Origin of the sequence: Candidatus Hydrogenedens sp. (assembly GCA_035361075.1) — a bacterium.
GTDB lineage: Bacteria > Hydrogenedentota > Hydrogenedentia > Hydrogenedentales > Hydrogenedentaceae > Hydrogenedens.
In genome coordinates this window covers 1-17,778 of sequence record DAOSBX010000022.1, presented here as the reverse complement: position 1 = coordinate 17,778, position 17,778 = coordinate 1, and the positions used below count along the sequence as shown (strand labels likewise).

The window sequence follows — 17,778 nt, the reverse complement described above, 5'->3', positions numbered from 1 at the left end:
TTATGAAAATCCAACGGCGGTAGTTACCCAAGCGAATCCCTGATTTACCGGTGCTTTGCCTGGATAACGAACAAATTCTACATGTCCGTCCATATATAGCACATTGCAGCCACCGGGTATGTGATTAAACCCTTGCGTTGCTGTTGCTACAAGGTCAAACATGATAAATACACTACTTTGCGCTTGTGCTGAAGCAGAGGGATTATTAATATCTGTTATAAGGAATCGTTCAATCCCTTCACGAAGCCGATATATCGTTGCAGTTCCGGCATTGCCATAAGGTACCCCGGCATTAATATCTTGGTCTGTTTTTGCTGGTACATCAGGTTCAGGTACTGCATATAATTGTGCTGCAAGCATTACAAATTGTGCGGGACCTGTATAAGCAGAATATTCGGGGTCAAATAATCCCAAGTTCATTTGCTCATCTGTATCTTCACACCGGTCCAATACGTAGCCTAAGTAGGCATAACTGGTATCAATACGGAACATACCTCTTTCCATGTTATTGCATGCAAGGTAGAATTCTGACTCATTTGTAATGGGATTAATTAAATCTCCTGGTTTCGCTTCTGCATCCGAAGGACACAATGTGATATTGGGGTCAGTTAAATATTCCGGAAATATAGAAGGGACATAAGGACCTACAGAAATTCTTAGAGTGTTAGTATGAGTTACAGGAAATCCTGCTGTATTACAATCTACAAGGTTTCCATAATACGCGCATAAACGAGGGAACCGTTCTCCTTTGGCTTCGTTGGAATACATCTTAAAGACCAATCCCCATTGTTTGAGGTTGTTCTGGCAACTGGAACGACGTGCCGCTTCACGGGCACGAGCAAGAGCTGGCAATAATATCGCCGCAAGAATACCGATAATAGCGATGACAACAAGTAATTCAATGAGAGTAAAACCTTTTTTAGACATGTTTTAGTCTCCTTTAATTAAAAGTTAATAATGATATTTATTAAAATTGGTAAAACGATTACCATAATCTATAATAACATAGAAATATATATTTGTCAAGTAGGAAATTGAATATTAATAATTATTGTCATATAAAATTAAAGTATTAATTTGTGTTGTACAAAAAAATATTGTGAGATTTGCATTATTAGCATACAGAATCAAAGAGTATATTAGGATGGTGAATTTTTTAATTGAAGATAAAAGGTATATTAGTTGGATAGGTCATCTAACAATAATGATTCAAGACCTGATAGGAAGAAATTCATTGTTTTATCATCTCTTTTTAGCGTAAGTTCCTCTCTATTTTCTGACAAATTCCATATCAAAACTTTCTTCACTGTTGGATACCATGCACAAACCACAGGTTTTTCATCAATAATATGCGGTATATGCTTTATTTGTGGAAGAATCGACTGTTTAAATTTGAAGAGAGTATTCAAGTTCTCAGGAATTTCCAAGCAATTATCTTTTTTCACACGTGAGATATACACACATTCCTTTTGTGGGAGATTATTCATATCATAATCATTGATAAACATCCAGCCCTCATGGGTAGGTTCTTCAACCACTTCAAACGGAATCCCTAACGATAAAAACAAACTATATGGATTATCATCACTTACATATCTGCTTTTTTCTCCCCAATAATGTTTTAGAGGTCCGACGGGTTTATGTCCCGCAATGACTTCATGAAATCGGGCTTGTTTTTTCATTTCATCAGGGAGGACATCCCAGTGTGTTTTAGGGAAATGTTGAATTCCACTCATGAACATTGTGTTCCGCACATCTGCAATCGTAGAGATGACTAATTTGGCACACATGTTTTTTGCAGACAATTTATCTGCTGGAAATGCTGTTGTTTCGCTAAATGTTTTCTCAGGTTCTGTAAAGCAACGGTGGAATAAGGCACTAAATAGTTCGTTGCATTTCCCTTTAACACTACCAAAACTATTGTCGTCAAACATAAGTTCTCCGACACGGAATAAACGCCCCTGATAATCTTTCAGGCGTATGCCTGCTTTTTCACTCCCCATATACATTACCATGATACCCAGTTCAATTTCAGGGGCTCGTTTCTCTAATGTGTGAAAACAGGTAGTCAATTCATCACAGGTAAATTCTATCCATTCTCTTAAAATTCCTGTTAAGTTTCGTTTTTGAACCGAATCAATAAGAGTTTCCCAATCCGAATTTTTATAACCATATTTATTCAAAAAAGCCTCTTTATGCTCATTGCAAAAACACCCGCCAATCATACCTGGACTTCGTGCTAAACGGAAATCATCATCCAAAAACACCTTTTTAATCCCATGACTGCTTAATACCTCTAAAGCCTTTGCATTCTCTTCAGTTGCAGGCGGATGAAGTGAAGTCCCTGCATACATCTTCATATCAGAACTAACCCCGGGTTTCCATTGTGTCGGTGGGGTTAGTGGAACATCCCCTGAATAACTACCCAATGAATCACCTGGATGTCCGAGAGGGACATTAATTACATAAGCAGGTATTCCGACAGACTCGAATTTGTTTTTCCATGCCCGAATTGCTTCTGGTTTATAATACCAATGCCCATAAAAATATCCACCAATCCATATAGCAGAAATCCCTACTTTTTTGAAAATTTCAAAAAGTTCTGGTTCATGTTCTAATGCATCAATTGAAACCGAGACATGATATTTACGCAACGAGGAGGATATTTTTTCACTAATAGAATTAAAAGAGTAGAAAAGACCTAACCCTGCTAACGAAGACCCAATAAAACAACGACGGGAAATTTTCATTTTGTCCCCTTTCCCGACATTCAGATTATAATAAAAACTGGCGGAGAGGGCGGGATTTGAACCCGCGGTACGGTTTAAGCCGTACAACGCCTTAGCAGGGCGCCACCTTAAGCCACTCGGTCACCTCTCCGCTAAGCAGAAAAATTATAACATAATAAAAAACTTACTTCCAAACAATAATTGTCAAAGTCAAATAATGGAATTGATAAGATAATCCATAATGATAAACTACTCAAATAAACATAGGTTGTTAATTGACGATGGAGGGACAGCTTTTTTTAGTTCTTTCCTGAAATAGCATAATATTTTATACTGTTTGAAAAAAAACGGTTGTTTCTGATATTATAATACTCCGTCGGTTCCGCGATAGCTCAGGAGGTAGAGCAGGTGGCTGTTAACCACCGGGCCGCTGGTTCGAGTCCAGCTCGCGGAGCCATTTTTTTTATCTAATGTTGCCCTGATACTCCTATCTTTTCTTAATAACCACAAGAAGGGTTAATTTTGCTACTTTTTTAATTATCAAGAAGGTGTTGTTTCTGGAATGGAATAGTACCCATATAAGTTTTTACATTCTCAATTTGAATATGGGGATAATTTAGTTTGAAGGATTTGGTAATATGGGTGATTAGTGCAGGTTCATTTTTCCTTTACATTTCCTAATAGTGGTTTCAATTTTTTTTAATCTATTATGTTCTTCTCCCTTTGATAATATTTTTTTATAAGTAAAGTTAAATTATCCTTGGCAGAAGGGAGTAGTTTTAGTATAATTTTTTCAGGGGGACGAAAAAATTAAATGTTAAGTGAGGAAGAAAAGTGATGAAAAGGATTAGGGATAAGGAGATAATTTTTAAAAGTGGGCTATTTCTTTTATGTTTTTTTGTATGTTCATTTTTTGGATTTGCAGATGGAGGGATTTTCCTGAATACGGACTCTCCAACGCTTAGTTTAGTGAAAGAGCATCAGCAGGTTGGTATTATTAGTTATGATGGGACCTATGAACATTTGTTACTGGCTGTTAAGATACAAGGGGAGGATGGGCAAAAAGGAAAGGGAGTATGGATATTTCCTGTTCCTTCTTCTCCTGAGGATATTAAGTTAGATATTGTAAAAGATTTTTCGACGCCTTCGATGGCTATAGAATTACATGATACATTAGAAATGCGTTTTTATCAGACCGCTTCTATTTTTGCAGGGACACAAATTTATCCATTGGCATTTCTCCCGCCACTTTTGATGAGGGGAAGAGGTGGTAAAACATATAAAAATATGGAGCGGATTACTGTTCATGAAGTTGTTGAAAAGATGGGGCTAACAAGTGAGTTGATTACAGCAAAAGATGAGGTAAAATTTGAAGAATATCTTCGTGAGAAGGGGCTAAATTTTCCTGATAATGCGAGGGAAATTATAGGAACATATATAGGAAAGCATTATTCTTTTGTCGTAACATGGATTTCGGATATATCTATGTTTTATAAAGTACAGCGGGTAAGAGATTTGGAAGAGCTAAAGTATGGAGAGATAAAAAAGCCGATTAGTATTTATCTTACTTTTAAAACTCCGAAAGTGTATTATCCTTTGAGGTTAACGAGTGTGTACGGATATGAAGTAATCCCAATTAGATTATATATAATGGGTTTTGTTACACCTGAAAAGGGAAACCTTCCTTTTAATATAAATCCTGACTATTATTACTTGAAGAATTACTCTCCAATGAAAGACTATGTCTCATTTTATGGAGGGAAAGATAATATCAAAAATTTAGTTTATTCAAAGATAATTGTAGATAAAGAGGCATCAAAATATACAGATGATTTGTGGTTTCATAATAAAGCTCCGTTAAAAATCACTGTTATCTATTGGCTGATAAAATGGTTTATTCCCATTGCTGTTATTTACTACCTTATTCTTTCCTGTATTTCCAGTTTGTTGGCAGGGATGATTGCATTTAACAAGAGAATTGCGCCCCCTAAAAAAGTACTTTTTGTTATAGGGTTATTAAACTGTCTGACACTTGTCGGTTTTATTTTGTTAACCTATAGAATAATCTCCAAGTATGTTCCCAACGTTGATGAGAAAATAAAAGAAATGGTAGAAAATGCAGGGTATGCTATTTATTACTATAATATCCAGCGTAAATTTTATGTGTGGTTCGTTTTAATTTTCCTTTTCCTTTCTTTAGTCTCAATACATATTTTAAAGTTGTTATTAACGAACTATAGTTTATATACATCATAAAGAGGAAGAAATAATATGAGAATGGCTAATAAATATTTGTTAAGCATATTTTTAACCCTGAATATTTTTTTTACAGGGGTTATTACTCATGCACATGCAGATGGGGTTGCTTACATGTATGATAAATATATGCAATATCCTCTGAGAATAGTTAGAGAAAACACTCAAATAGGGTACATTAATTATGAGAATGGAAAAGAACATTTAATACTGAATGTGGTATTGCAGAGTGAGAAGAAAGAAGGTGAAACACCAGGAGGTATGGTGTGGATTTTCCCTGTTCCGTCAAAACCCGAGGATATAGAGATTGATGTGATGCAGGACTTCTTTTTTCCAAAAAAAGGGAAAACAGTTGAAGAATTACTCCGTAAGAGATTGTTTACATTAAATCTTATTACTTTAATGTCGCAGGTTTATCCTTCTTTTCTTTTATTATTTCCTACGCATGATTTATTCCGTACACGAGAGATAAATTATGAAGAATATTCGGATAAAGGCTTTATGGAACAAATGTTAGGAGAAGGAAGTGTAGAAGTCCATAAACACGTGGAAAAATTAGGGTTAACTACAGAGTTAATTACAGCAAGTGATGGAAATGCATTGGAAACATATCTAAAAAGCAAAGGACTAAATTTTCCTGATGATGTAAAGAATATTATTCAATCGTATATAGGACAAAAATTTTCCTTTGTAATTTCATGGGCGTCAGATTTAGAACGATTTTATTTTGAACAAACCGGAAGCACAAATCAAAATAATATATATATAGGTAGAGAGTTTTTACAGATTGAGCATCCGCTTCAAGTCTTTATAAAGTTCAAGACAGACAGAATCTATTTTCCGCTAAAGCTGACCCGTGTTTATAAAGATTTAAATATCCCAATTTATATTTTTATTAAAGGCTTTGTTACTTGCGATATGGGAAAGATGAAAATAAAACCCCAGGTAAATTATTTTGTGAATCAGGGAAAATATGAAGTTCCATCTGAATATGCTTCTTTTTATGGAACTAAAACAATCAGGAATATGCCTGTTACTCGAATACATATATCAGATAAGCCAAGTTCTTTTATAGAAGATTTATATTTTAATAAAGGTGCTCCCCCGGAAGTGATGTTAATCCACAGGTTCACATTCTGGGTATTCCCTATATATGTTATAGTTTTTATCGCTGTCTCCTGTTTATGTAGTTTATTTGCGGGTATTATAGCCATTCCTAAAAGGGTTCGACCTGAATGTATTGAATTATTAAAATTAGGGTTGTTTAATTGCTTTACTCTTGTTGGTTTTGTTTTAAAAGGGAATTCTTTGCTTGAGAAAAAAATCAATGAACTATATGAAAAAGATGAAGAGGGAAATAATGAACCATATAAATATTTAACAAGTGAGTACACAATAAAGAAAAGATTTTATATAGTATTTTCTATTCTTTTTCTTATTTTCATGTTTATAATTCCTTACAACGTATACATTATTTATATCCATCCTTTATTAGAAAAACAGGTCCCAAAATTGTTCTAAATAGATTATGAAAATAATATAAAACATTGGAAATGAATTATGAACAAAATACAAATAATAACTCCCTTAAAGGTTATCCTGATACTCACTATTTCGATAGTGTCCTCTATGCCGATTTATGCATGTGGTCTTATCATGGGTTATAACCCGGAAACGAAAGTATGGGAACCTATTTCTAATTTGAAATTTGATGTGAGAATTACTCTGCCAGATGATAAGATGCAATTAACAAAAATGTACATCGAATTTAATCGAGGAAAAACGGAAAGTTGGATCTGGTTATTCCCTGTTCCAGTTACTAATGTAGATATTCCTGTTGATTTGGTGAATAGTTTTGATTATCCCTACAATTATTATGTTTTGTCTGATGAAATGAGCACATTTTATAGAATCCTCGTTTCCCTTTACACAGGGTCACATGCCCATTTTGTATCGGTAAATGATATATTAGAAATGAAGGAGGAATTTAGTCCTCAAAATAAAAGGTCTTATCGTTTGCTTGTAGAAAAGAAATCGCCTACTACTACATCAAAATTAGCATTAGAGACATGTACATTTTCTGCCGATAAAAAGGAGGAATTTTTCAAGTATATTGAAGATAAAAATTACACATTGTCTGAGAGTGAAAAAGAGGTAATACAAGAATATTTTACAAAAAACTTTTCTATTGTTTTTAATTACTTTTATATAAAAAAGCCAGAACTATCAGATGCAATGGTTGGACTAAGTGAGGAAAGAAAGAAACTTTTAGATATGCCAGGAATGGAAATATTTTCAGATGTGATACAGAAAGAGGAAAGAAAAAGAGAATTAGAAATAGAAAAAGAAGCGTTAACTCCACATCCAGATAAAATATGTTTAAATGCATTTTATACAATAAATTCTATGCCATCAAAACAAATATTTTTCCCACAGAAACTGCTCAATTTATATTCAGGAGAGAAAATTCCAGTCAATATTTACATTGATAATGTTGTTAAAGTTATGAATGATAAAAACAAAAAAATGATGTATTATACATATAATTTCAGAATAGATAATCAATTAGTTAATTTTAAATTACTACAAATTCGGGATGTGCCGAGAATTGTTTCAGCACCAAAAAGACAGTTGCTATCGCTAAAAAGAAAGATTGAGAAGTTATATGGAGATAGAGCATCCGATTCGATAAAGAAAAATACATTCAAAGGAATGGATAATGACACAGGAGATAAAAATACTTCTGTTCAAGAATCGTTAGAAAAGTATGTTTCCCAGCCAATTTTCAAGGCGATTTCATATATGAATTACTCTATAGACCCAAAAGAAGTTAAAGACGACCTGTGGCTAAAGACGGACACGCTTACAATGAAAGTACTATTTTATTTTATATCACCTCTATATACAATTCCTTCTGTTGTGTTACTATACTTTCATATTATTTTCTATGCAATTGTCACTATGATTATGAGTATTATTGCTGGAATGATATGTTTCAAAGATAAAACCCGCCCATGGAAAATTACTCTCATTGTTTTAGGTTTCCTTTATGGTATCCATGTCCTATTATTCTGCATAGTCATTTTTTTGATATATCTATATCGCCGTTTAACGATACCTAAAGAAATAAGAAATATTGCAAAGGAGCATCCAGTCAAAATTAGAATCCCAGGCTTTTCTTTATATTTCCTAACGATGTTTTTATTTAATGCGGTTTATAGTTTTGCAGTAGTAACATTCTTTAAAGTTATTATGAATATTTAATGATTGATAAGAAAAAATATTGATATGTTAAAATAATCATTTAATGAAAATAGATTTACAAGAAAGGAGAAGTATATGGATTTTATGAGTATTTCGTTGATGTTTGTTTTGATGACAATGGGTGCTTTTGAGGATATGTTCAAGCCGATTCCTCTGGATGCAGTTAAAGTCAGTGGCGAAATGGGCAGACGAATAGATATGACGATATATAACAATACAATGGTAATGGATATTGATGGTGAGTTTTTAGAACCATTTATAAAAAAGGAAAATGGTGAAGGTGGATATGTTGGAATAGGCAAGACTATTGATGCGTTGGTTCGATTTGCTAAATACACCAACGACCCAAAGGTAATTGAACGCAAAAATCATGTTGTTAAAACATTGCTTGATGCACAGGAAAAAGATGGATATATCGGTTTATTTAAGGAAGGTGCTCGTGTGTGGAGACTTTGGGATATACATGAGATTGCCTACATAATCTATGGGCTTGTGATGGAATATCGGTTCTTTGGTGATGAATCTGCATTAGAAGGAGCCAGGAAAGCCGGTGATTATCTCATTCAAAATATGAGCCCATACCCGGGACGCATCCCCGGCGATGGTGATATATGCTGGGAGATGGGTACCACTGGCGTTGAAACTGCAATGCTCTGCTTGTATGAGGATACAAAAGACGCAAAATATTTAGATTTCGTTAAAAACTACATGAAATTAGACCAGTGGGATGGACCGATTATAAAAGGCAGATGGGGGACCATACAGGGGCATGCCTATGCTCATTTGAAACGATGCATGGCAAAAATGCAGTTAAACCGTATCGAAACAAATATGGACCTGTTAAAACCAAGCAGTAAAGTACTCGATTTTATATTAAAGAATAATGGACTGGTTATAATCGGCACATGCGGACAGCACGAATGCTGGCACGATACGCAAGAGGGAAGTTGTAATCTCGGTGAAACATGCATGACTGCTTATTTAATCCGATGGTGGGATGAATGGTTAAGAGAAACCGGTAATCCAAAATTTGGCGATTTAATGGAGCGTGCTATTTATAACGCCTTATTCGGTGCTCAATCGTTAGATGGTCGAAAGATCCGCTACTATACGCCATTTGAAGGGAAACGAGTATATTTTGACCAGGATTCTTATTGCTGTCCATGTAACTTCCGCAGGATAATTTCGGAATTGCCTCAGATGATATATTACACAAACGATAAATCCATTTATATAAACCTATTTACCCCTTCAAAAGCCAGTTTAACTGTTGATAATACCCCTATCGAAATAGAACAAGAGACAAATTATCCATCAGATGGGATTGTGAAAATTAAAATCAGCAAAATTCCAAAAGAGATGGCTTTTCCTATATCATTTCGTGTTCCTTCCTGGTGTAAAGAAATCAAAACAAGGATAGATAACGGAGATTGGATAGTAAAGGATGATTTAGCAGGGGGTATATTGGCAATAGGAAGTTCTTGGAAAAAAGGTTCCGTACTTGAAATTGACTTGGGGATTAGGACGCGTATTATCCGTGGAGTTCAGGCTCAAGCAGGTAGAGTTGCTGTTATGTATGGACCGCAGGTATTCTGTGTGAGCAAAAAATCAAATCCTGCACTTGAAGATAAAGATTTAAGAAACCTTACTATTGACCCAAAGACTTTAGAAGGACCATTTCCAGATGATACTGTGCGGAAAGGTGGCTTAAAATTTACAGTAAAAGGCTGGAATACACTCAGCTGGTATCCACTTGTAAAGTATGATTATGAGAACATTGTTCTGACAGAATTCCCTGACCCCGACGGAGAAATAACATACTTCCATGTTCCTAATCCCGAAGACCCATTGTTTGAGCAGGATGAGTTTATAGGATTTGACCTTTCAATAAAGTAGCAAATACAATTTTAAAATAATCTATTAGGTTTTACCTCCTGAATTTGAGTATAGATTGACTTTTAGATATTTATTACCCATATCGAGATTCACCAATATATTTAAACTTTTTATAGAAGGGGACTATATATGATTATAAGTGTTAGTGTTTTTTGTATTATAAGTTCGCTTTGTGTAGCTGAAGATGCTTTTTTATCCCAAATCCCAATAGATTCTATTAAAGTAGGAGGAGAGTTCGGTAGACGAATGCAGACAACAATTTATAATAATTCAATGGTTATAGATATTGATGAATTTTTTCTTGACGATTTCCGAAAAAAAGAGGATTGTGATGGATATGTTGGAATGGGTAAGACCATAGACGCATTTGCAAAATTTGCCAAATATACGAATGACCCCAACGTAATAAAGAAGAAGGAGTATATAGTGAATACCATTTTAGGACTACAAGAGCCGGATGGATATATCGGTTATTTGAAACCAGAATGCAGAGTATGGACATTGTGGGATATTGCAGAGATAAGTTATATTATTTTGGGGTTACTTACAGAGTATAGATTGTTTGATAACGAAAAGGCTTTTGATGGAGCGAAAAGAGCAGGCGATTACCTTATAGAAAAAATGAGTCCATATCCCGGCAGAATACCTGCCCCCGGTGATTTATGCTGGGAAATGGGAACAATAGGTGTCGAAGATGCCATGTTAAGTTTATATGAGGAGACGAAAGATACTAAATATCTTAACTTTGTAAAAGATTATATGCGACTACCTCAATGGGACATGCCAATTGTTAAGGGTAGATGGGGGAAAGTGGAAGGACATGTATATACTTATATAAAACGATGTATGGAAAAGCAGAAACTTTATAGAATAGAACCCGATGAGGATTTATTAACACCATCAAAGCGAGTAATGGATTTTCTGTTGAAAGGGAACGGATTGGTTATTACTGGCACATCCGGTCAACATGAATGCTGGCACGATACACAAGAGGGGATAGCAAACTTAGGTGAAACCTGTGCAACTGCTTATTTAATAAGATGGTGGGATGAATTATTAAGGTGGTTTCATGATTCAAGGTATGCCGATTTAATGGAACGCACTATTTACAATGCACTTTTTGCTGCTCAGTCACCAGATGGAAGAAAAATAAGATATTACACGCCGTTTGAAGGTAAGCGAGTATATTTCGACCAGGATAATTACTGTTGTCCTTGTAATTATAGAAGAATGATAGCGGATATTCCATGCATGGTATATTACCTTGGGGAAAAGGGAATTTATGTTAGTTTATATACTCAGTCTAAAGCGAATATGAAATTGAAGAATACCAATTTGGAAATTGCACAGGACACACGGTATCCGAGTGATGGTAAAGTAAAACTATCTGTAAATCCATCGAACCCCGAAGTGTTTTCAATATTTCTTCGTATTCCTTTATGGTGCAAGACATTTGAAGTTATGGTAAACGGAGAGAAAGTGTCAACAGAAAGAATTAGTGATGGTTCGTGGTATGAGATTAGAAGGGAGTGGAAAAAAGATGATGTCATAGAGTTGTCGTTAGATATGAAAGTAAGATTTATTAAAGGGGTCCAGGTGCAGGCGGGGAGATGTGCATTGATGTATGGACCTGTTGTGTTTTGCATGAGCACAGTCAAAAACCCCTATCTCAAAGAAGTACCAATAAGAGCAATAACCATAGACCTTAATACCGTAGAAGGACCATTCAGAGACGATTCAATCAGAGAAGATGGATTAATGTTAAAAGTAAAGGGCTGGAGAACTACCACATGGTATCCGCATGCCAAGTATGATTATGATAACATTGTTCTGACAGAATTTTCTGACCCCGATGGAGAAATAACATACTTCCATGTTCCTAATCCCGAAGACCCATTGATAGAAAACGATGAATTCTTGGGTATGAATATATGGAAGTAATTGGTGAAAGTAATTAAAAATTTTTTCATTATGAATACTTATTGAGAGTGGTTTGTTTTAATTTTTTGTTCTGTCATTGAAAATATTCCGCAATTCTACATAATATCTATATAAAAAATTTTTTCTTTCTTCCTTTATAATTATATTTTTTATTTGTATCTCAAATAGAATTTACTCAAAGATTTTGTGTATATTTTTAAGGTAGTGATAAATATAAGTTAATAAATATATTAAGGAGAATAATATGTTACAAAAGTGGGCGAAAGAAATAATAAGGTTCTTGTCTGTAAAAAATCAATTTGTTTTGCATGGAAATATTTATGATATTTACCCATTCCCTTTAACGACTGAAGGTGAAACAAAAGTAGTAACATTAACATTATCTAATTTTATTGCAAACTTGTTAAAACAAGAGGAGCAATATTCAATATTTTTGAATTATGAACCATTATTTGGGTTTAAATTGATAGAAGGGGAGACTTCTCTAATTAAAGAAATTACTGGGGTTGATATATGTAAAGATAAGTTTTATAACGCTACTTTATCTAATGGATATGAAATTATTGAAAAAATTGTAACTAATGATAGACATCCATCGGCAATAATCCTGAATTTTTCTTCTCGTTTTGCTGAGGTTATAGGAGAACAAGCCCACCTGAATGGGTTTTATTATAAGATGTTTCGCCTGTGCCTAAATACTTTTCCTAAGCTAATGGGTTCTAATTATCCTCGTTATAACTTAATATTCTGGATATTAGAAAAAGAAAACGATATTCCTTCATGGTTTACTATTGAGAATCCCAAACTTAAAACAATAAGTATTCCCAAACCTGATAATGAAGTTCGAAACCAGATTATTAATTCAATTGTAGGTGAGGACGACCAGTTTAAAAATTTAGATGGAAATAAACAAAAAGACATAATAGGAGTATTTGTGGATCAAACATCTAAAATGCAAGGGACAGAGATAATATCTATTGTTTCACTTGCCAGAAGAGAGAAATTAACGTTGGCAGAAATAGGTGAAGCCATCCGTAGGTATAAAATAGGAGTGATAGAAAATCCATGGGCAAAAATTGAATTATCCAAAATTGAACAAATGGAACAATTGATAGAGAATAGAGTAAAAGGACAAAAAAGGGCGGTAAAAAAAGCAGTCGACATAGTTCGGCGTTCATTTTATAATCTTTCAGGGGCACAATTTTCAAGATACTCCCAAAAACCCAAAGGTATTTTGTTTTTAGCAGGACCTACAGGAGTAGGAAAAACAGAATTAGCTAAAACAATAGCGGAAGTTATATTCGGAAGTGAAACAGCATATATTCGATTTGATATGTCTGAGTTTGGTCATGAACATTCCGACCAAAGATTATTAGGTGCTCCTCCGGGCTATGTAGGCTATGATGTAGGTGGAGAATTAACAAATTCTATAAAACAAAATCCGTTTACAGTTGTTCTTTTTGATGAAATTGAAAAAGCACATCCCAAAATTCTTGATATCTTTTTACAAATTCTCGATGACGGAAGGCTTACATCCGGTCGTGGAGAAACTGTTTATTTTTCAGAGGCTTTAATTGTATTTACATCTAATCTTGGTGTTTATGATATAGGTCCTGGGGGAGAAAAGATTCAAAGAATTAATCCCGATATGGAATATGAAAAAGTAGAAAAAAGTATTCTGGAAGCCATAGGAGATTTTTTTAAGTTTAGAATTTCTAGGCCCGAAATATTAAATAGGATAGGCGAAAATATAGCGGTCTTTGATTTTATTCGTCCACGAGGGGCAGAACTTATATTTAGAAAAATGTTTGAAAATGTGTTATTTAAATTAGAAGATACTCATAAAATTATTCCGGTTATTAACGAAGAAACAATAGAAAAAATAAAAACTATTGTATGTTCAGATCTTTCTATGGGAGGACGGGGTATTGGAAATAAAATTGAAGAAGTGTTTATTAATCCTTTATCCCAATCTTTAATTAGAATAAAACCAGAACCAGGAATGAAAATTGAGATATTAGATATAGTTGAGAACCAAGATGAGTGGGTATTGAAGATTCAATGAAAAGAAGAATTACACCTTTAATACAGTTAATTTATTTTCCAATTTTTACACTGGGTCCAGGAAAACGCTTAGGTATCTGGTTCCAGGGATGCACAATCCGATGTAAAGGCTGTATAGCAAATCATAGTTGGGAATTTGACCCACAATATAAAATGAAATGGAAAGAGATAGAAAGTTACTTAAAAAATGAGTATGGAAAACTTACTATTTCAGGTGGTGAACCTTTCGACCAACCAGAAGCACTCTTGAAATTACTTAAAATGGCGAGAAAATATAGATATAATGATATTCTTGTTTATTCAGGTTACACATATACTGTCTTAGATAAAAAATATCCTGATATTTTATATTATATTGATATATTAATAGATGGACCTTTTATGGAAAAGAATGAAACATCTGCTATATGGAAAGGTTCAGGAAATCAAAATATGTATATTTTTAATCCAGAATTAAAAGAACTTTATGAATCTTATGGATTAAAAGAGAAAAATAGAAGTTTGCAATTTGTTGAAGGAAAACAAGGGACCTTTGTGGTTGGTATTCCTTTTCAAAAAGATACACAGGAGATAAAAGATGCCATTAATTAAGATTTGTCCCGCTTGTAAAGCAGAAAATAAAGCAGAGAGTATAATTTGCAATTTTTGTATGACAGATATTTCTTCACTTAGTCCACTAAATACTGATTTAGCTAGTGAAAAACCTACAAATGTTCTACAAGAGGAAACTAAAGAAAATCCTTGTTTGTTGGTTCAATTTGAAAATCACAATGATAGCATAAAAATATATAATGGAGATATTATAGGTAGACATTGTAAGTGTAAAGAACTGCTCCAGAAATATAAAACAATTTCACGTAAACATGTTACATTTATTTTTGAGAATAATAAGTGGTATATCCAGGATTTGAATAGCTCTAATTATACATATCTTAATAATCAAAAAATAAATCCAGGAACAAAATACGAAATAAAACCGAAGGATGTAGTAAGTTTATCTCAGGATGTGGATATTAAAATAATAGAAGGAATGTAAGAGGGGTATTTTGTATGGATATAAAAGTTTCGTATATATGTAATAGAGGAACTCAAAGGGAAAATAATGAAGATTCTATTCTTATTAATGGGGAGATTTTTATGGACGCAAATGGCGAGAAGATAATGACAAATGTAGAAAAAGCCCTATTTATTGTTGCAGACGGAATGGGAGGAGCAATGTACGGAGAAATTGCTGCTAAGATTGTTCTTGAAACCCTTGTCCAAAACCCAATGAATTCGAAGGAAAATATATTTTCTACTTTAATCAAAGCCAATGAGGAACTCCATTTATATGCGGAAAAGAATTGTGATTCGTTGGAAATAGGTTCTGCTGTAGCAGGTTTATCTCTGGAAGGCAATACAGCACATGTTTTTAATGTTGGAGATTGTCGTATTTACAGGAAAAACGAAGATTTCCTTCAGCAAGTTTCCAAAGATACCTCTGTTGTAGGCAAGTTGCTGGAGCAAGGAATTATTTCTTATGAAGAGGTGAGAACTCATCCTCAACGTAGTGTTTTAACCTGTGCTCTTTCAAGTAAAACAGATAGTAATTCGCTCGAAATTTATTACCGTGAATTAAGATTATCTAATGAAGAAACTTTCTTACTATGTTCTGATGGCCTTTGGGATGTTTTAGATGAAAGTGAAATGGAAAATTGTATTAATATGCAAAACGGAAATAGAGCCGTCTCTCTATTCCAGAAAACAATCGAAAAAGGCGATAAAGATAATATCAGCATTATTTTAATGGAGGTAAGATTATGAGTTCAATAACTGTGTCATGGGGGATTTCTTTCGCCAATGAAAAAGAAATTTATGAACATAATCACAAATTACTTTCTGAGGATCTTTTACATATGATCGAGGAAATTCACAAGACTATTGGTGGAAAAGAAATATATTCTGAGGAAATTAAAAAAGAATATGATTCTTTGGTCAGAATGAAAAATCAGATTTTACAAGAACACACATATGAAAGAATTCTTGCTTCAGGCTATGAAAAATGGTATGAAAAGAAAATAGATGAATTTAATAAACGTTCTTTACGGGTAAAGAAGATAATAAAAGAGATTAAAGATAAAAAGATTTTTGATATATTGAGGTATTGGGAAGTAATAAAAGGACAAACTCAATTCATTGAGGTAAATAAGATAAAAACTTCGATAGATATGTTAAACAAGTTATCCTTAACAGATTTAGCGCATTTAAAAGAAAAATTAGAAAGCTTTGTAGAGTACATTCAAAAGTATAATTTTACAAAAGAACAAATAAAGAAAATAACAATCCAAGAAGGAGAGGGAAACATTCACAAAAAAATTAGAAAAGGAATCGCAAGTATAGAAAAATTGAAAGATGATAGGTCATTAAATATACCGCAAAAAATAAAAAAGTTACAAGAAACGATGGAAGAAATTAATTTATCAAAGAATTTACTTGAAGAATTAATGAGTTTAAATTTGGATAATGAGAATTATTCAGTTACAAAAATACTATCAAAAGAAAAAAAAGAAGAAAAGGAAAAGATAGAAAACAAAAAAGAAATTCTTCAGCAAGAAGTAGAAAAATATTTATCAATGCTTGAGAGAATAGATCCTGATGAATGTAATAATCTTAGGGAAAAAATGAGTGAATATTTAGGAAAGGATAATATCGAAATACTTAGGAATGTCAGAGATAAAATTAAAATTGTTTATGGTGACATAAAAGAGAAATATTACTATACTAAAGTATACGAGGAAGAAATAAGTGCAATGTTAGAAGATAAGAATATAAAAGACTCTACTATAGTAGAGTTAGCCAAGAATTTGTTAGAGAAAAAATACATAGAATCGAAAGAGTTTTGGCAATTATTTTATGCCTATGAAGAAAAAAAGAGAATTGAGAATATTAAGCAAGAAAAAAGAAGAATATTTGAAAAGTTTTTGCAGACCTTAGAAACAAAAGGGTATTCTCTAATTGAAAAAGGAAATATTTTGGAGATAGGTGAAGATAAAATAATAGAAATACAAACTCCCTTAGGGAATAGTTATAAAATACAAGTTAAATTTGATAAAGATGGCCAAATCATCACGAGATTTGTAAAAGAAGTAGAAGAGCAAGATATTAGTGAGTATGAAAAGCAGATGGATAAAGAGAGTGCCCAAAAATGGTGTAAAGTGTATAAAGAATCGATTGTTGAGATGAATAAAGAAGGTTATCCGATAGAGATAAAAGCGATGCAAGAACCGGAAGAAGTGGGTATTATATATGTAGAGAGGAAAGGTATATCAAAAGTTAAAAGAGAACAAAAAGGTTTGATACCTAAAACGAAAGAGAAAGAAGTATAATATAATTATAAGAATAATGGAGGCAGGTAAGATGTTCGAAGAGATAGATCGTACAGAACGGAAGAGGGATGAAGAGATAGTAGAAGACGCCAATCTGACGGTGAGTTCCACAGATAAGACCGTAATAAGAGAGAGAGAGGTTATAACAGAGGAAACGATGCGAAAGAGCGAAGAGAGTAAAAGGGGTAAAATGAAGATAGATAAATTGCGAGGGTATGAGGTTTTGGAGGAGTTGCCGGCGCGGGGAGGTGAGGCGGATATTT

General features: G+C 33.5%; 13 protein-coding genes and 2 tRNA genes. 12 read left to right on the top strand and 3 right to left on the bottom strand.

Going from position 1 to position 17,778, the window contains the following annotated elements; all coding sequences use genetic code 11:
- From PLJ10_08165 to PLJ10_08155, 3 genes are all read right to left on the bottom strand, one after another.
- On the bottom strand, nt 1-927 hold the full coding sequence (locus PLJ10_08165; GenBank protein HOK09622.1) for a DUF1559 domain-containing protein: 927 nt from the start codon (nt 925-927) through the stop codon (nt 1-3).
- A gap of 251 nt (nt 928-1,178) precedes the next feature.
- Nucleotides 1,179-2,750 carry a hypothetical protein gene (locus PLJ10_08160; protein ID HOK09621.1) on the bottom strand — a complete coding sequence of 524 codons (1,572 nt, stop codon included), beginning with the start codon at nt 2,748-2,750 and terminating at the stop codon, nt 1,179-1,181.
- Nucleotides 2,751-2,788: 38 nt separating this feature from the next.
- Nucleotides 2,789-2,880: transfer RNA gene (locus PLJ10_08155), tRNA-Ser, on the bottom strand.
- A 230-nt stretch (nt 2,881-3,110) separates the two neighbouring features.
- Here PLJ10_08155 and PLJ10_08150 point away from each other — a divergent pair.
- The 12 genes from PLJ10_08150 to PLJ10_08095 form a co-directional block, all read left to right on the top strand.
- A tRNA-Asn gene (locus tag PLJ10_08150) sits at nt 3,111-3,186 on the top strand.
- 380 nt (nt 3,187-3,566) lie between these two features.
- Nucleotides 3,567-4,985: a hypothetical protein gene (locus tag PLJ10_08145; GenBank protein HOK09620.1), complete on the top strand. Its 1,419-nt coding sequence runs from the start codon at nt 3,567-3,569 to the stop codon at nt 4,983-4,985.
- Nucleotides 4,986-5,000: 15 nt separating this feature from the next.
- A complete protein-coding gene (locus PLJ10_08140) occupies nt 5,001-6,506 on the top strand; it encodes a hypothetical protein (protein ID HOK09619.1) in 1,506 nt (501 codons plus the stop codon).
- Nucleotides 6,507-6,545: 39 nt separating this feature from the next.
- Nucleotides 6,546-8,249: a hypothetical protein gene (locus tag PLJ10_08135; GenBank protein ID HOK09618.1), complete on the top strand. Its 1,704-nt coding sequence runs from the start codon at nt 6,546-6,548 to the stop codon at nt 8,247-8,249.
- A gap of 75 nt (nt 8,250-8,324) precedes the next feature.
- The gene (locus tag PLJ10_08130) at nt 8,325-10,145 is read left to right on the top strand and encodes a glycoside hydrolase family 127 protein (GenBank protein ID HOK09617.1); all 1,821 of its coding nucleotides are present in this window, start codon (nt 8,325-8,327) and stop codon (nt 10,143-10,145) included.
- Between the two features lie 129 nt (nt 10,146-10,274).
- A complete protein-coding gene (locus tag PLJ10_08125; GenBank protein ID HOK09616.1) occupies nt 10,275-12,086 on the top strand; it encodes a glycoside hydrolase family 127 protein in 1,812 nt (603 codons plus the stop codon).
- Between the two features lie 244 nt (nt 12,087-12,330).
- Nucleotides 12,331-14,151: an AAA family ATPase gene (locus tag PLJ10_08120; GenBank protein HOK09615.1), complete on the top strand. Its 1,821-nt coding sequence runs from the start codon at nt 12,331-12,333 to the stop codon at nt 14,149-14,151.
- A complete protein-coding gene (locus PLJ10_08115) occupies nt 14,148-14,741 on the top strand; it encodes a 4Fe-4S single cluster domain-containing protein (GenBank protein ID HOK09614.1) in 594 nt (197 codons plus the stop codon). The genes PLJ10_08120 and PLJ10_08115 overlap by 4 nt, the downstream gene beginning before the upstream one ends.
- Nucleotides 14,728-15,186: an FHA domain-containing protein gene (locus PLJ10_08110; protein HOK09613.1), complete on the top strand. Its 459-nt coding sequence runs from the start codon at nt 14,728-14,730 to the stop codon at nt 15,184-15,186. The genes PLJ10_08115 and PLJ10_08110 overlap by 14 nt, the downstream gene beginning before the upstream one ends.
- Before the next feature lie 14 nt (nt 15,187-15,200).
- Nucleotides 15,201-15,953 (top strand): serine/threonine-protein phosphatase, encoded by a 753-nt coding sequence (locus PLJ10_08105; GenBank protein ID HOK09612.1) that lies wholly within the window; start codon nt 15,201-15,203, stop codon nt 15,951-15,953.
- A complete protein-coding gene (locus PLJ10_08100; protein ID HOK09611.1) occupies nt 15,950-17,515 on the top strand; it encodes a hypothetical protein in 1,566 nt (521 codons plus the stop codon). Before PLJ10_08105 ends, PLJ10_08100 begins: the two co-directional genes overlap by 4 nt.
- Nucleotides 17,516-17,546: 31 nt before the next feature.
- A partial coding sequence (locus PLJ10_08095; GenBank protein HOK09610.1) for a hypothetical protein occupies nt 17,547-17,778 on the top strand: 232 nt, incomplete at its 3' end.

Excerpts from the sequence above, each read along its gene's own strand:
- PLJ10_08165 (HOK09622.1), bottom strand. The coding sequence starts at position 927 with ATGTCTAAAAAAGGTTTTACTCTCATTGAATTACTTGTTGTCATCGCT.
- PLJ10_08160 (HOK09621.1), bottom strand. The coding sequence starts at position 2,750 with ATGAAAATTTCCCGTCGTTGTTTTATTGGGTCTTCGTTAGCAGGGTTA.
- PLJ10_08145 (HOK09620.1), top strand. The coding sequence starts at position 3,567 with ATGAAAAGGATTAGGGATAAGGAGATAATTTTTAAAAGTGGGCTATTT.
- PLJ10_08140 (HOK09619.1), top strand. The coding sequence starts at position 5,001 with ATGAGAATGGCTAATAAATATTTGTTAAGCATATTTTTAACCCTGAAT.
- PLJ10_08135 (HOK09618.1), top strand. The coding sequence starts at position 6,546 with ATGAACAAAATACAAATAATAACTCCCTTAAAGGTTATCCTGATACTC.
- PLJ10_08130 (HOK09617.1), top strand. The coding sequence starts at position 8,325 with ATGGATTTTATGAGTATTTCGTTGATGTTTGTTTTGATGACAATGGGT.
- PLJ10_08125 (HOK09616.1), top strand. The coding sequence starts at position 10,275 with ATGATTATAAGTGTTAGTGTTTTTTGTATTATAAGTTCGCTTTGTGTA.
- PLJ10_08120 (HOK09615.1), top strand. The coding sequence starts at position 12,331 with ATGTTACAAAAGTGGGCGAAAGAAATAATAAGGTTCTTGTCTGTAAAA.
- PLJ10_08115 (HOK09614.1), top strand. The coding sequence starts at position 14,148 with ATGAAAAGAAGAATTACACCTTTAATACAGTTAATTTATTTTCCAATT.
- PLJ10_08110 (HOK09613.1), top strand. The coding sequence starts at position 14,728 with ATGCCATTAATTAAGATTTGTCCCGCTTGTAAAGCAGAAAATAAAGCA.
- PLJ10_08105 (HOK09612.1), top strand. The coding sequence starts at position 15,201 with ATGGATATAAAAGTTTCGTATATATGTAATAGAGGAACTCAAAGGGAA.
- PLJ10_08100 (HOK09611.1), top strand. The coding sequence starts at position 15,950 with ATGAGTTCAATAACTGTGTCATGGGGGATTTCTTTCGCCAATGAAAAA.